Source organism: Sphingomonas sp. BGYR3, assembly GCF_025153455.1.
In the GTDB taxonomy this organism is placed as follows: Bacteria; Pseudomonadota; Alphaproteobacteria; order Sphingomonadales; family Sphingomonadaceae; genus Sphingomonas.
The window spans coordinates 2340940-2355256 of record NZ_JANZNT010000001.1; the positions used below are offsets into that span (position 1 = coordinate 2340940).

Annotated in this window: 14 protein-coding genes; 8 read left to right on the forward strand and 6 right to left on the reverse strand. The window is 66.2% G+C overall.

The features are described from left to right. From pstB to NYR55_RS11110, 5 genes are all read right to left on the reverse strand, one after another. Positions 1-801, reverse strand: coding sequence for a phosphate ABC transporter ATP-binding protein PstB (gene pstB, locus NYR55_RS11090; protein WP_260021369.1), 801 nt, complete (start codon positions 799-801; stop codon positions 1-3). After that, positions 801-2069: a phosphate ABC transporter permease PstA gene (pstA, locus tag NYR55_RS11095; protein ID WP_260021370.1), complete on the reverse strand. Its 1269-nt coding sequence runs from the start codon at positions 2067-2069 to the stop codon at positions 801-803. Before pstA ends, pstB begins: the two co-directional genes overlap by 1 nt. After that, positions 2062-3438 carry a phosphate ABC transporter permease subunit PstC gene (gene pstC, locus NYR55_RS11100; protein WP_260021371.1) on the reverse strand — a complete coding sequence of 459 codons (1377 nt, stop codon included), beginning with the start codon at positions 3436-3438 and terminating at the stop codon, positions 2062-2064. Before pstC ends, pstA begins: the two co-directional genes overlap by 8 nt. Continuing rightward, positions 3435-4430, reverse strand: coding sequence for a substrate-binding domain-containing protein (locus NYR55_RS11105; RefSeq protein WP_260021644.1), 996 nt, complete (start codon positions 4428-4430; stop codon positions 3435-3437). Before NYR55_RS11105 ends, pstC begins: the two co-directional genes overlap by 4 nt. A 122-nt stretch (positions 4431-4552) precedes the next feature. Then, positions 4553-5770, reverse strand: coding sequence for an ATP-binding protein (locus NYR55_RS11110; protein ID WP_260021372.1), 1218 nt, complete (start codon positions 5768-5770; stop codon positions 4553-4555). Between the two features lie 208 nt (positions 5771-5978). Between NYR55_RS11110 and NYR55_RS11115 the strand changes: the two genes are divergently transcribed. From NYR55_RS11115 to NYR55_RS11130, 4 genes are read left to right on the forward strand one after another with little or no spacing between them, the layout of a single operon-like run. Beyond that, on the forward strand, positions 5979-6320 hold the full coding sequence (locus NYR55_RS11115; RefSeq protein ID WP_260021646.1) for a hypothetical protein: 342 nt from the start codon (positions 5979-5981) through the stop codon (positions 6318-6320). A 43-nt stretch (positions 6321-6363) separates the two neighbouring features. Then, the gene (locus NYR55_RS11120) at positions 6364-6633 is read left to right on the forward strand and encodes an HPr-rel-A system PqqD family peptide chaperone (RefSeq protein WP_260021373.1); all 270 of its coding nucleotides are present in this window, start codon (positions 6364-6366) and stop codon (positions 6631-6633) included. Continuing rightward, the gene (locus tag NYR55_RS11125; protein WP_260021374.1) at positions 6630-7493 is read left to right on the forward strand and encodes an HprK-related kinase A; all 864 of its coding nucleotides are present in this window, start codon (positions 6630-6632) and stop codon (positions 7491-7493) included. Before NYR55_RS11120 ends, NYR55_RS11125 begins: the two co-directional genes overlap by 4 nt. Then, entirely contained in the window at positions 7490-8497 is a 1008-nt protein-coding gene (locus NYR55_RS11130) for a nucleotidyltransferase family protein (RefSeq protein WP_260021375.1), read from the forward strand. Before NYR55_RS11125 ends, NYR55_RS11130 begins: the two co-directional genes overlap by 4 nt. On the opposite strand, the gene NYR55_RS11135 is transcribed toward NYR55_RS11130, so the two are convergent. Continuing rightward, entirely contained in the window at positions 8482-9156 is a 675-nt protein-coding gene (locus NYR55_RS11135) for an HAD-IA family hydrolase (RefSeq protein WP_260021376.1), read from the reverse strand. The genes NYR55_RS11130 and NYR55_RS11135 overlap by 16 nt on opposite strands. 76 nt (positions 9157-9232) lie before the next feature. Here NYR55_RS11135 and glmU point away from each other — a divergent pair, with 76 nt between their 5' ends. The 4 genes from glmU (at position 9233) to NYR55_RS11155 (ending at position 14311) form a co-directional block, all read left to right on the forward strand. Beyond that, entirely contained in the window at positions 9233-10591 is a 1359-nt protein-coding gene (gene glmU / locus NYR55_RS11140; RefSeq protein WP_260021377.1) for a bifunctional UDP-N-acetylglucosamine diphosphorylase/glucosamine-1-phosphate N-acetyltransferase GlmU, read from the forward strand. 93 nt (positions 10592-10684) lie between these two features. After that, on the forward strand, positions 10685-12508 hold the full coding sequence (gene glmS / locus NYR55_RS11145; protein WP_260021378.1) for a glutamine--fructose-6-phosphate transaminase (isomerizing): 1824 nt from the start codon (positions 10685-10687) through the stop codon (positions 12506-12508). Positions 12509-12602: 94 nt separating this feature from the next. Next, entirely contained in the window at positions 12603-12845 is a 243-nt protein-coding gene (locus tag NYR55_RS11150) for a hypothetical protein (protein WP_260021379.1), read from the forward strand. Positions 12846-12991: 146 nt separating this feature from the next. Then, positions 12992-14311, forward strand: a complete 1320-nt coding sequence (locus NYR55_RS11155; protein WP_260021380.1) for an EAL domain-containing protein — start codon at positions 12992-12994, stop codon at positions 14309-14311. Positions 14312-14317 lie beyond the last annotated feature (6 nt).

Consider the following 14317-nt stretch of genomic DNA (forward strand, 5'->3'; position numbering starts at 1 on the left):
TCAGCCGTAGCGGCCGGTGATGTAATCCTTGGTCCGCTCCTGGCGGGGATTGGTGAAGATGTCCGACGTCACGCCATATTCGACCAGGTTGCCCAGGTGGAAAAATGCCGTGCGCTGCGACACGCGGGCCGCCTGCTGCATATTGTGGGTGACGATCACGATGGCGTAACGGCCGCGCAGTTCGTGGATCAGCTCCTCGATCTTCGCCGTCGCGATGGGGTCCAGCGCCGAGCACGGTTCGTCCATCAGGATCACTTCCGGATCGACGGCGATGGCGCGCGCGATGCACAGCCGCTGCTGCTGGCCGCCGGACATGGCGGTGCCGCTGTCGTTCAGGCGGTCCTTCACCTCGTCCCACAGGCCGGCGCGACGCAGCGACTGCTCGACAATGTCGGCAAGGTCGGACTTGCTGGTCGCCAGCCCGTGGATCTTCGGCCCATAGGCGACATTTTCAAAGATCGACTTGGGGAACGGGTTGGGCTTTTGAAACACCATGCCGACCCGCGCGCGCAGCTGAACCACGTCCATGGACGAGGCATAGATATCCTCGCCGTCCAGCGTGATATCGCCGGTGACGCGCGCATTGGCGACCGTGTCGTTCATCCGGTTCAGCGTGCGCAGGAACGTGGACTTGCCACAGCCCGACGGGCCGATGAACGCGGTCACATTGTCCATGTCGATGCCGATCGACACGCCCTTGATCGCGTGCGTCGCCCCGTAATGCACATGGACGTCGCGCGCCGCCATCTTGATCGGCGCGGTGGCCGGCGCGATCGCCGGGTTGATAAGGGTGTCGGTCATTACCAGCGGGTCTCGAACCTGTTGCGAAGATAGATGGCAAGCGCGTTCATGGCGAGCAGGAACACCAGCAGCACGATGATCGCCGCGCTGGTCTTTTCAATGAAGCCGCGGCTGACCTGATCGGACCACAGAAAGATCTGGACCGGCAATACGGTGGCCGGATCGGCCATCCCCTCCGGCGCGCTGACGATGAACGCGCGCATCCCGATCATCAGCAGCGGGGCGGTTTCGCCCAGGGCGCGGGCCATGCCGATGATCGTCCCGGTCAGGATGCCGGGCAGGGCCAGCGGGATGACGTGGTGAAACACCACCTGCACACGCGATGCGCCGATGCCGAGCGCGGCGTCGCGGATCGAAGGGGGCACCGCCTTGATCGCGTTGCGGCCCGCAATGACGATGACCGGCATGATCATCAGCGCCAGCGTCAGGCCGCCAACGATGGGCGCGGATCGCGGCAGGTTCAGCGTATTGAGGAACACCGCCAGCCCCAGCAGGCCAAAGATGATCGATGGCACCGCCGCCAGATTGTTGATCGACACCTCGATCAGGTCGGTCCAGCGATTGCGGGGGGCATATTCCTCAAGATACACGGCCGAGAACACGCCGATGGGAAAGGCGAGCGCCAGCGTCACCAGCATCGTCAGGAACGATCCCTTCAGCGCGCCCCAGATGCCGACCGCGCTGGGATCGGTGGAATCCGATGCGGTCAGGAACTGCCAGTTGAAGCCCGAATTGAGCGCGCCTGCCGCGGTCAGGCGCTGAACGATCGCCTCTGCCTCCGGCGTGCCGTCGCCTTTGACCGCTTCCTCGATCTCGCTGGACACCGGCACGTCGATTTTCGCCGACCGGTTGATCAGCGCCGGGTCGGCCTTGATCGCGTCGCGCACGGCCAGCCAGCTATATTCGGACACCACCGGCACGGGGGTTTCCCCGAATGCCGCCAGCGCCGCCGCCTCCACGGTATCGGCCAGCCCGGCACTGGCCAGCGCCAGATCGGCGCCCGGCGAATTGAGCTGTTCCGGCGTCACTTCCAGCGCCGCCGCCTTCAGATCGAGCGGCAGCGCCACTTCGGTCCGGTTGAAGCCGCCAAGGCCGCTGGACAGCATGGAAACGAGCAGAAAGGCAAGGAACCCGGCGGACACCGCAACTGCGCCCAGCCCGAGCAGGCGGAACCGCCGTTCGGCGCGATAGCGCGCACCGATGCGGCGGCGCATCGCGTCGGAGCGCCAGTCGGTCTGCGACCGTTCCATGGACGCGGGCTTATTCATAAGCTTCCCGATATTTCTTCACCACGCGCAGCGCGACGATGTTGAGAAGGAAGGTGACAAGGAACAGCGTCAGGCCAAGGGCAAAGGCAGCCAGCGTCTTGGGGCTGTCAAATTCCGCCTCGCCGGTCAGCAGGTCGACGATCTGCTTGGTCACCGTGGTGGCGCTGTCGAACGGATTGATCGTGATGTTGGCCGCGCCGCTGGCCGCCATCACCACGATCATCGTTTCGCCGATCGCGCGGCTGACGGCGAGGAGCATTCCGGCAACGACGCCGGGCAGCGCGGCGGGCAGCAGCACGCGCCGGATCGTCTCGCTGGTCGTCGCACCCATTGCCAGCGATCCGTCGCGCATGGCGCGCGGCACGGCGGCAATGCTGTCATCCGCCATGGACGACACGAACGGGATGATCATGATCCCCATCACCAGGCCCGCCGCCAGCGCGCTTTCGCTGCTGGCATAGGTAAAGCCCAGCGTGACAGCCAGGTCGCGGATCGCCGGGCCGACGGTCAATGCGGCGAAATATCCGTAAACCACCGTCGGCACGCCGGCCAGGATTTCCAGGATCGGCTTCATCCACTTGCGCACGGCCGGGGCGGCATATTGGGTGAGGTAGATGGCGCTCATCAGGCCGAACGGGATGGCGACGATCATGGCGATCACCGCGCCGATGAAGAAGGTGCCCCAGAACAGCGGCACCGCGCCCAGCGTCTCGCCGGGGTTGGTCGCGCTGATCACCTGCGGGTTCCAGCGGGTGCCGAACAGGAAATCGGTGACCGGCACGATCGCGAAGAAGCGCGCGCTTTCGAACAAAAGCGACAGGAAGATGCCAAGCGTAGTCAGGATCGCGATCAGCGATGCGATCAGCAGCACCATCATCACCACCCGTTCGACCATGGTGCGCGCACGCAGATCCGCCCGGATGCGGGTATAGGCATAGGCACCGCCGGCAAAGGCGAGCAGCAGCGCGATGGCCGTGCCGATCCAGCCATAACGGTCTGCGGCGGCGGCATAGATGGGGGCGAGCGTTTCGGCCAGCGGGTTGAACGCGCCATAGGCATTGCCGGTGGCCAGCGCGCGCGCCTCTGCCAGGATGGAGGCGCGTTCGAACCCTTGCGTCGGCAGCGCGGCGGCGGCGGGATGCGCGGTGACCGTATCGGCGACCAGCGCGGGCATGATCGCGGCCCAGATCCCCAGAAAGGCAAGGGCGGGCAGCGCGACCCAGATCGCGACATACCAGCCATGCTGGGCTGGCAGCGAATGGGGGCGACGGCCATTTGCGCCCTCCAGCCCGGCGGCGCGGGCACGCGCGACCAGCCAGCCGATCAGCGCCAGGCCGAGGACCAGAAAGAACAGGACGACAGGGTTCACTTCAGCCCCTCCGGCGTCAGGACCGTCTGTTCGGCGACGGCGCGGGCGGCGGCGGCGCGCACCGGGGCGGGCGAGGCAATCATCCCCTTTCGCACCAGCGGGCCATCGGCTTCCCACGACTGGACATAGGTGGCCAGGAATTCGGCCATGCCGGGAACGGCGCGCATATGCTGTTTCTTCACATAGATGAACAAGGGCCGCGCACCCGGATATTTGGCGTTGGCGACCGTTTCATAGGTGGGAACGATGCCGTCGATCGGCACGCCGCGCACCCGCGTCAGGTTCGCTTCCAGAAAGCTGTAGCCGAAAATGCCGATGGCGTTGGGATCGGCGGCCAGTTTCTGGACGATGAGGTTATCGTTTTCGCCCGAATCGATATAGGCGCCATCGTCGCGGATGCGGACACAGGCGTTCTTGAACGCATCCTTGTCCGGGCTTTTCTTGAGCTTTTCCATGTCGGGAAAGGCAGCGACGCAGCCCGGCTCCATCATCAGTTCGTTGAACGAATCGCGCGTGCCGCTAGTCGTCGGCGGGCCGAGCACCTTGATCGGAATGCGCGGCAGCGAAGGATCGACGTCCGCCCAGAACCGGTGCGGGTTGGGCTTGCCGTCTATCTTCGCGGCGAGCGCGGAATACAGCTGGCCGCGGGTCAGCGTCATGCGCGGGCCATTGACCGATTCGGCGATGGCCAGGCCGTCCGCGCCGACCTGAACCTCGATCATGTCGCGCACGCCGTTGCCGGCGCACTGTTCGAACTCGCTTTTCTTGATCCGCCGCGATGCGTTCTGGATGTCGGGATATTGCGATCCGACGCCGGCGCAGAACAGGTTGAAGCCTGCACCCGTGCCCGTCGATTCGATCACCGGCGCACGGCGGCCGGGATCGGCGTTGACGAATCGCTCCGCAACGGCCGTCGTGAACGGATAGACGGTGGACGAACCCACCACCTTGATCTGCTCGCGCGCGCTCGGCCCGCCACAGGCGGTCGTCATCAACGCGAGGATCGCAACCAGCACCGGCCGGCCGAGCATAGAAATCTCCATCAGCGGTGCGGAATTGGCCCCCTGTCCCGGCCCCGCTAGCACCTTACCCGGCTGCCTGTGTTGCAATCCTGTTACGGATTGATGACATCGCCCCCGATCGGCAGCAGGATCGTGACCGTGGTGCCGACGCCGACCTGGCTGGCGATGTCCATCCGGCCGCGATGCCGTTCGACGATATGCTTGACGATGGCGAGGCCCAGGCCCGTGCCGCCCATGGCCCGGCTGCGGCCGGAATCCACGCGATAGAAGCGTTCGGTCAGCCGCGGCAGATGTTCCGGCGCCACCCCTTCGCCCCGGTCGCGCACCGACAGTTCGGCCATCGTCCCGCTGCTTTTCAGGGTCAGCAGGACCGGGGTTTCGGGCCGGCCATATTTCATCGCATTGCCGACGATGTTGTACAAAACCTGGCTCAACTGGGCGCGGTCGCCGCGCACGGGGGGCACATCGGCCATCTGCAGCTGAATGTCCGCGGCGCGCGGATCGTGAGTCGAGCGGATCGATGCCACCACCTCGCCCGCCAGTTCGGCCAGATCGACCTGCTGGTCTGGCTCCCGATATTTTTCCGCCTCGATCCGGCTGAGGCTCATCAGATCGTCGATCAGCCGCTGCATCCGCACCGCTTCGGTATGCATCACCTTCAAAAACCGCGCGCGCGTTTCGGGATCGTCGCCCGCCTCGTCGCCCAGCGTTTCGATGAAACCCAGGATCGATGCCAGCGGCGTGCGCAGTTCGTGGCTGGCATTGGCGACGAAATCGACCCGCACCCGCTCCGTCGCATAGCTGCTGGTCCGGTCGATCAGGTGGACGATGCGCTGGCCCGATGACAGCATCCGCGTGCGCAATTCCCATCGCTGGTCGCGGGTGCCAAGGCCGACCAGATGAACCGGCGCGCCGCCCGCGGGGTCCTTGCGTGCCAGCAATCGTTCGGCGGCGGCGGGATGCCGGATGGCGATGCGCGCGTCCTGCCCCAGGATATGCGTGCCGAGCAGCGCGCGGGCGGCGCTGTTGGCATGGACCACCCGGTTGTCGGCGATCAGCAGGATGGGTTCGGCAATCGCTTCCGACAATTCGCCCATGCCGGTCGTCTGCGGCGCGGCTTTCAGCGCCTCTGCCTTGGCCCGGCGTTTCAGGCCATCGCCCATGCCGTGCGCGATCAGCACGGCGGCGATGCCGGAAATGGCGGAAATGACCAGGATGTTGATGTCCGCCCCAAGCGCGGCGATGCCCAGCGCGCCGATCAGGATCAGCACGATGGCGACGGCAAGGCGGGAGGCGAGGGCGGCGCTCATCGCCCATGCCCTATCGCGCGGCGCGGGCCCCGACAATGGCCCGCAACAGGACATTTCGGAGCGCGCGGGCCGGGATTTACCCTCTTTTACCATTGCACAACCCGCGCTGTGGCAGGACAAGCGCATGATGGATCATGCCGACCTGCCCGAAGCCCAGCCGCCCGCGACCCCGGGCAAGGACAGCGCGCGCACCAGCCGCCGGGCATTGATGCTGGGCGCGGTCGGTGCATCGGCGGTGGTTTCCATCCGGCCGGCGCTGGCGCAGACCACGGCCTCCATCTCGACCTGCGAGATTCCGGTGCCCGATCCCGGCCGCGCGGGCCAGTATATCGCCGCTGACGGCAAGGTCGTCCCGCCCGGCACCCAGGGCGCGTTCGCCCCGCCGGGCCGCGCGTTCAAGGGCGAGGAGGTGAAGCGCGCGCTGAACGGCAGCACGCTGCCCGGCACCAGCTATGAACAAAGCCGCGCCTACACCAACTATATCCGGCGCCTGCAACAGGGGACGAGCGGCTTTACCTGCTACGCCTCGCTGCAGATGCCGCGCGGCTGATCGCTTAATTTCCCCCTAACCGCTTTGGCGGTAGGGCAATGGCGTGACCCGATATCGCGCCGCCCCCCCTGAAACGCTGCTGACCGTGCCGCTGGATGCGCTGACCGCGATCCATGACCGGCGATCCGGGCAGACGCATCTGGTGGCGGCGCCGGTTTCCGAACTGCTTGAAGCGCTGGGCGATGGCGCGCTGGATGCGGCCGCATTGCTGGCCCGGCTGGCCGAACGGTTCGATCTGGTGGACGGCGATGCGGCGGCGCTGGCCGAACGGCTGGAGGAGCTGACCACGACGGGGCTGGTGGAGCGGCTGTGAGGCACGTCTTTCACGTCCGCGTCGGCCCGGTCGGCTTTCGCGTCGGTTCCGACTGGCGGCTGCCGGTGGCGCAGCTGGCGGACTGTTATCGCGACTATCCCCGGCCCGAAAACGGCATCCCGGATTTCACCGTCCGGCTGTTCGCCGCGCGGCCGTGGCGGCGGGTGATCCGTCCATCGGTGATGATCGGCGGCGATTACACCATCCCCGATGCCGCACCGCTGCCGCTGTCGCTGGGGCTGCTGGCGGCCGAAATGGGCATGAACCTGCAAATGGCGCTGGCGCAGCGGCGCCACCTGTTGCTCCACGCCTCGACCGTGGAGCGGGATGGGCGCTGCGTGCTGATGACCGGCGTGTCGGGATCGGGCAAATCGACGCTGTCGGCGCTGCTGATGGCGCGCGGATGGCGGCTGATGGGGGATGAGTTCGCGCTGCTCGACCCCGAAACCGGCATGGTCCACGCCTTTCCCCGCCTGATCAGCCTGAAGAATCAGTCGGTGGCGGTGATGCAGGCCGCGCTGCCCGATGGCCGGTTCGGGCCGCCCCAGCCCGCCACGCCAAAGGGCGATATCCGCCATCTGATCCCCGACGCCGCTGCCATTGCCGCGATGGACCGGACCGCGCGCCCCGCGCTGATCCTGTTCCCGAGCTATGGCCATGCCGCCGACGAGCGGCCGGTCGAGCCGAGCGAGGTTTTCGTGCGGCTGACGCAAGCCTCGACCAATTATGTCGCGCTGGGCGAACGGGGCTTTGCCGCGCTGACCCGGCTGGTCCGCACGGTGCCCGCCCGCGCGATCGATTATCCCGACACGGACAGCGCGCTTGCGATGGTCGAACGATTGTTCGGAGCGGCGGCGTGAGCGCCCGGCTGCTGATCCATGCGCTGCGCGATCCGGCCAGCACGGCATCGCTGGATGCCGCGGGCTGGACCGGCCTGATCGCGGCGGCGCGCGCGGAACAGATCGTCGGGACGCTGGCCCACCGCCTGAAGGGCCTGCCCATGCCCGATGCCGCTGCGCGCATCCTGGCCGATGCCCGCGCCTCGGCCGAACAGGGGCGAACGGCCGCGCTGTGGGAGGCGGAGATGGCGCGCCGCGTGCTGGCCCCGCTGGGCGTGCCGGTCGTGCTGCTGAAAGGGACGGCGTTTGTTGCCGCAGGGCTGTCCGCCGGGCTGGGGCGGTCGATCGGTGATCTCGATATCCTGGTTCCCCGTGATGCGCTGGAAGCGGTGGAGGCAGCGTTGCTGGGGCCGGGCGGCTGGGAATGGGTCAAGCCCGATCCCTATGACGATGCCTATTATCGCCGCTGGATGCACGAATTGCCGCCGCTGATCCACCGCGAGCGGGACCGGATGATCGACGTCCATCACACCATCCTGCCGCTGACCGCGCGGGTGCGGCCCGATGCGGCGGCGCTGATCGCGGACCGCGTGGAACTGGGCGGCGGACTGGCGGTGCTGAACCATGCCGACATGCTGTGCCATGCCGCCGCGCATCTGATCGCCGATGGCGACATGGCCGGGGGACTGCGCAACCTGTGGGACATTCACTGTCTGTTGAGCGACGGGGGGCATGACGGCCTGCCCGATCGGGCGCGGCTGCATGGCCTGACCGGGGCAATGGCGCGGGCCTGCCGCCTGTCGGCGCGATTGTTCGGCACCGACATTCCGGCCGAATGGTCGGGCAGGCGATGGAGCGATGCTTGGTTCCACCGCCGTCTGACGGGCCGCGATGGCTGGGGACGGCAGCGGCACAAGGGGACTGAATTCGCCTTTTACCTGCGCGGTCATGCCTTGCGGATGCCGCCCGCCATGCTGGCCCGGCATCTGTGGACCAAGTGGCGGACGGGTTATCGCCCCGCCTGATCCGCCAGCGCGGCCGGCAGGTCTGCAAAATCACCGATCACCGCGTCCGCACCCAGATCGGCGGCAGGTACCGATGAAAAGCCGAAATCGACCGCAATGACCGGAATGCCGGCCGCGCGCGCCGCGCCGACATCGAACTGCGAATCGCCGACGAACGCCGCAGGGCCGCCGCCCAGCCGGTCGATCATCGCCAGCACCGGCGCCGGATCCGGCTTTGCCCGGCCCGGACCCATGGTGTCGCCGCCGATCACCAGCCTGAAATGGCGGGTCAGGCCAAGCTGATCGAGCAGGGCGACGGCCAGCGCCTCCGGCTTGTTGGTCACCACCGCCAGCTGCGTATCCCCTGCCGCCAATTCGGTCAGCACCGCCTCGACGCCGCGATAGGGGCGGGTATGGACGCTGAGATGCGCGCCATAATGGGCAAGCATCGCCGCCCGCAGCGCCGGAAAATCCACGCCGTCCGCGCCTCCCGTCGCCACCAGCGCCTGTTCCAGCAGGCGCGTGACGCCCCCGCCAATCATCCGCGTGACGGCATCCAGCGTCAGTGCCGGCCGCCCGATTCCCGCCAGCGCTGCGTTGACGGCGATGGCGATATCCGTCCGGCTGTCGACCAATGTGCCGTCCAGATCAAAGCCGATGATCGAAAATGGGTGCTGCATGGCTGGCCAAATGGCGGTCGCCTATGGTCATGGCAAGCCGGGCATGGCAGGGACGCGGCCGACAGCTGGAGGCCGCATGACGCAACCCATCGCCGCGATCATCCTTGCCGCGGGCAAGGGCACCCGCATGAAATCCGACACGCACAAGGTGCTGCACCCCGTCGCCGGGCGGCCGATGCTGCTGCACCTGCTGGCCAGCGTCGATGCGCTGTCGCCCGAACGCCGCGTGGTCGTGGTCGGGGCAGGGCGCGAACAGGTGGAAACGGCCGTCGCGCCGCTGGGCGTGGGCATCGCCGTCCAATCGGAACAGCTGGGCACCGGCCATGCCGTGGCGCAGGCCGAACGCGCGCTGGCCGGGTTCGATGGCACCGTCCTGATCCTGTATGGCGACGTGCCGCTGGTTTCTGCCGATACGATGCGCCGCATGGTCGACCGGCTGGGCGCGGCCGATGCGCCTGCCTGCGTCGTGCTTGGCTTTCGCCCCGCCGATCCGGCGGCCTATGGCCGGATCCTTGCCGATGGCGACCGCATCACGCGCATGGTTGAATATAAGGACGCCAGCGAAACGGAGCGCGCCGTCACCCTGTGCAATTCCGGCCTGATGGCGGTGCGTTCGGCCGATCTGTTCGCGCTGCTGGCGCGGGTGGGCAACGATAATGCAGCCGGGGAATATTATCTGCCGGACATCGTCATGCTGGCCGCCGCCGATGGCCGGGCAAGCGCGGTCATCGAAACGGGCGAGGCAGAGGTGGCGGGCGTCAACAGCCGAGCCGAACTGGCCGGCGTCGAATTGGCCTGGCAGCAGCGCCGCCGGGCACAGGCGATGGCGGACGGGGCGACGCTGATCGCGCCGGAAACCGTCTGGTTCGCCCATGACACGGTGCTTGGCCGCGATGTCGTGGTGGAACCGAACGTGGTGTTCGGCCCCGGCGTCAGCGTGGGCGACCGCGTGACGATCCATGCCTTCAGCCATCTGGAGGGGGCAGTGCTGGAAGCGGGCGTGTCGATCGGCCCCTATGCCCGGCTGCGGCCCGGCGCGGTGCTGCGCGAAGGGGCCAGGATCGGCAATTTTGTCGAGGTAAAGGCCGCCGAAATCGGTGCAGGGGCAAAGGCCAATCACCTCAGCTATATCGGCGATGCCAGTGTCGGCGACGGCGCGAATATCGGTGCGGGCACGATCACCTGCAATTATGACGGGTATTTCAAATACCGGACCGTGATTGGCCCGCGCGCCTTTATCGGTTCCAACAGCGCGCTGATCGCACCGGTTACCATCGGTGCGGACGCCATCGTCGGCGCCGGCAGTGCGGTGACGCGCGATGTGGCCGATGGCGAATTGCGGATCGTTCGTGCCGAACAGCTGGTGAAACCCGGCTGGGCCGACCGCTTTCACGATGCGATGAAGCGGAAAAAGGCCGACCGCGCAAAGGGATGATTTCTATACTATCGCTGGTTAAAGGCGGTGCGCTCCACCTATCCTGCCGGTGCAACCGACACCGGCAACCCAGTCACGAAGGCCAGTTGAACCATGTGCGGCATTGTTGGAATCGTCAGCAACACGGATGTTACCGACCGTCTGGTCGACGGGCTGAAGCGGCTGGAATATCGCGGCTATGACAGCGCCGGGGTTGCCACCATCCATGACGGCGCGATCGAACGCCGCCGGGCGGAGGGCAAGCTGGCCAATCTGGTCCGCGAGGTGCGTGACGAGCCGCTGCCCGGCACCATCGGCATCGCCCATACCCGCTGGGCCACCCATGGCGCGCCGACCACAGCCAATGCCCATCCCCATTCGACGGGCGAAGTGGCGCTGGTCCACAATGGCATCATCGAAAACTACAAGCCGCTGCGTGACGAGCTGGTCGCCGCCGGCCGTCATTTCGACAGCCAGACCGACAGCGAAGTCGTCGCCCATCTGATCAGTGCGCAGGTGGAACAGGGTGTGGCCCCGCGTGATGCGGTGGCCGCGGTGCTGCCCCGCCTGCACGGCGCATTCGCCCTGGCCATTCTGTTTCGTCATCATCCCGACCTGCTGATCGGCGCGCGGCTCGGCTCGCCCCTGGTCGTCGGCTATGGCGATGGCGAGACGTTTCTGGGCTCCGACGCGCTGGCGCTGGCACCGCTGACCCAGCGGATCAGCTATCTTGAGGAGGGCGACTGGGTCGTCATCACCCGGGACGGCGCGGAAATCTTTGACCGCGACAACCGGCCGGTCGAGCGCGCGATCACGCTTTCCGGCGTGTCGGCGGCACAGGTGGAAAAGGGCAATCATCGCCACTTCATGCTCAAGGAAATCCATGAGCAGCCGATCGTTGTTGCCCAGACGCTGAAATCTTATCTGCGCCGCGAACAGGACCAGGTGTCGCTGCCGATCCCCGAGTTCGACCTTGGTGCGATCCGCCGCGTGACCATCGTTGCCTGCGGGACCAGCTTCTATGCCGGGATGGTCGCCAAATACTGGTTCGAACAATTCGCCCGCGTGCCCGTGGACCTCGATGTCGCGTCCGAGTTCCGCTACCGCGAACCGGTGATGGAAGGGGGCGGCCTTGCCCTGTTCATCAGCCAGTCAGGCGAGACGGCCGACACGCTGGCTGCGCTGCGCCACGCCCGCGAGGAAGGGCAGAAGATCGCCGTCGTGGTCAATGTCCCGACCAGCACCATGGCGCGTGAGGCCGATCTGTTGCTGCCGACCCATGCCGGCCCGGAAATCGGCGTTGCCTCGACCAAGGCGTTTACATGCCAGCTCGCGGTGCTTGCGGCGCTTGCTGCAAACCTTGCCCGTGCCAAGGGGCGGCTGGACCCAGATGCGGAGAAGGAGATCGTCCGTCATCTGGCCGAGGCGCCCGCGGCGCTGAACGCGGCACTGGCGCATGACGAGGCGATCCAGGGGATGGCGCATCTGATCGCCGGCGCGCGCGATGTCCTGTATCTGGGTCGCGGCACGGATTATCCGCTGGCTCTGGAGGGTGCGCTCAAGCTCAAGGAAATCAGCTATATCCATGCCGAGGGCTATGCTGCCGGCGAGATGAAGCATGGCCCGATCGCGCTGATCGACGATGCCGTTCCGGTCATCGTCATCGCGCCGTCCGGTCCGCTGTTCGAAAAGACCGTCAGCAACATGCAGGAGGTGCAGGCGCGGGGCGGCAAGGTCGTGCTGATTTCGGACGAGGCAGGGGTTGCCGCCGCTGGCGAGGGTTGCCTTGCCACCATCGCCATGCCGCGCGTGCATCCGTTGATCGCGCCGCTGGTCTATGCTGTCCCCGTGCAGCTGCTCGCCTATCATGTCGCCGTGGCCAAGGGCACCGATGTGGATCAGCCCCGCAATCTGGCGAAATCAGTGACCGTGGAATAACGGCCGTCCCGATTCGGGACTCGGCAAATGTTCGGGCGGAAATGGCGCGCGCTAGCGTGTTCCGCGCTTATGCCCATGCGCCTCAAATCAGCACATGGCTGAACTACTGGGGATACGCCAAAAATCCCAGCATTTTAGCCAGGCCATTGATTTCAGGCTTGAAACGCTCGCGGTCGTGATTCGCGAAACGTCCGGGCTGGCTGATTTCCGAAGACTTCACCCAGCCCGGAAGCGTCCGTTACCAGGGGCGAAGGTCGTCGCCGTAGGAATCACGAAACAGCAGAGCGAACATCAGGATTCTCCTGTTTTGGCGCAACGTGCGCGTCGTGATTATTAACTGATTTTTAAGCATTTTGCAATTCGGACTTGCGTCGCTTTCGGGACAGCGTCCACCGGAATTAACCCTTCTTTCAACCCTTGACAGATAGGGGTGATGCAATGTCCGGCACCGCGCCCTTGCGTCCTCTGCCCAGACGAACGGCGATGCGCGCGCCGGTCGCGCCCATGGCCATGCCCATTGCCAGCGCCGCCAATGCCGAGCCGCTTTCGACCGGTCGCCTTGCCGACAACAACCATGTCCAGATGTTGCTGGTGCGACTGACCAATTTTGACGTGCTGCGCCGTCATGCGGGCGTTCATGCTGCGAACGAAATCATCGACCGGATCGCAGCGCGCGTTGCGCTGGCCCTGCCGCTGGCCGAAGTGGTGGCAAGCGGACGTCGGACGATGGAAGTGACCCTGCCCATCCGTAGTCCCGGTGACGCCGACACCAATATCGCGCTGGTTCGCGATGCCATGACCGCGCTGATCGATCTGGACGGACAGCTGCACCGGGTATTCGTGACCATCGGCTCTGCAGTCGCTGGCAACCGCCATGATCCGATCCGCCTGGTCGAACTTGCCGAAGCGGCGCTGCGCCAGGCGCAATCCGATGAGCGGGATGTCGTCCGGGTGCTTGGCGAAACCGGTGACGGGCTGGATCCGGTGGCGTTGATGCGCGAATTGCCCAGTGCGATCGCGGCGGGGCAGATGGTGCTGCATTACCAGCCCAAGGTGCATGTCCGGCGTCAGGAAGTGTCCAGCGTTGAGGCGCTGGTCCGCTGGCGCCATCCGGTTCACGGCCTGATTCCGCCCGGCGATTTCATTACGCTGGCCGAGCAGGCCGGACAGATCGGGGCGTTGACGCTCTGGACCCTGGGAGAGGCGGTGCGCGGACAGGCCCGCCTGGCCGAATCCGGGCATGATATTCCGGTTTACGTCAACATTTCGGGCCTGTTGCTGGCCGACCGCGATTTCGTGCAACAGGTGTCGCTGATGGTGCGCGACACCACGGGTCGGATCGGGTTCGAGATCACGGAGACGTCGGTGATCCGGGATCCGGAGGTCGCAATCCGCCATCTGAAACTGTTTGCCGATGCCGGCATTCCGATTGCCATCGACGATTACGGTGCGGGCCTGTCCTCGCTCGCCTATCTGAAACAGCTGCCGGCGACCGAACTGAAGATCGACAAGCTGTTCGTTACCCAGCTGACTAGCAGCAACCGAGATCCGCTGATCGTGCGGTCCACCATCGATCTGGCCCATGCGCTCGATATGGAAGTGGTGGCGGAAGGCGTCGAAACGCCGGCGGCGATGGCCCTGCTCAGCGTCATGGGCTGCGACATGATCCAAGGATATCTGGTCAGCCGCCCGGTCGAACTGGATGCGCTGATCCCGTATCTGGCGCAGCATCGCCACAAACAGGCGCTGACCCGCCCGACCATCTCGTTCCAGGCGGGCAATCGTTTCTGGAATCGCGTGTAACCCCTT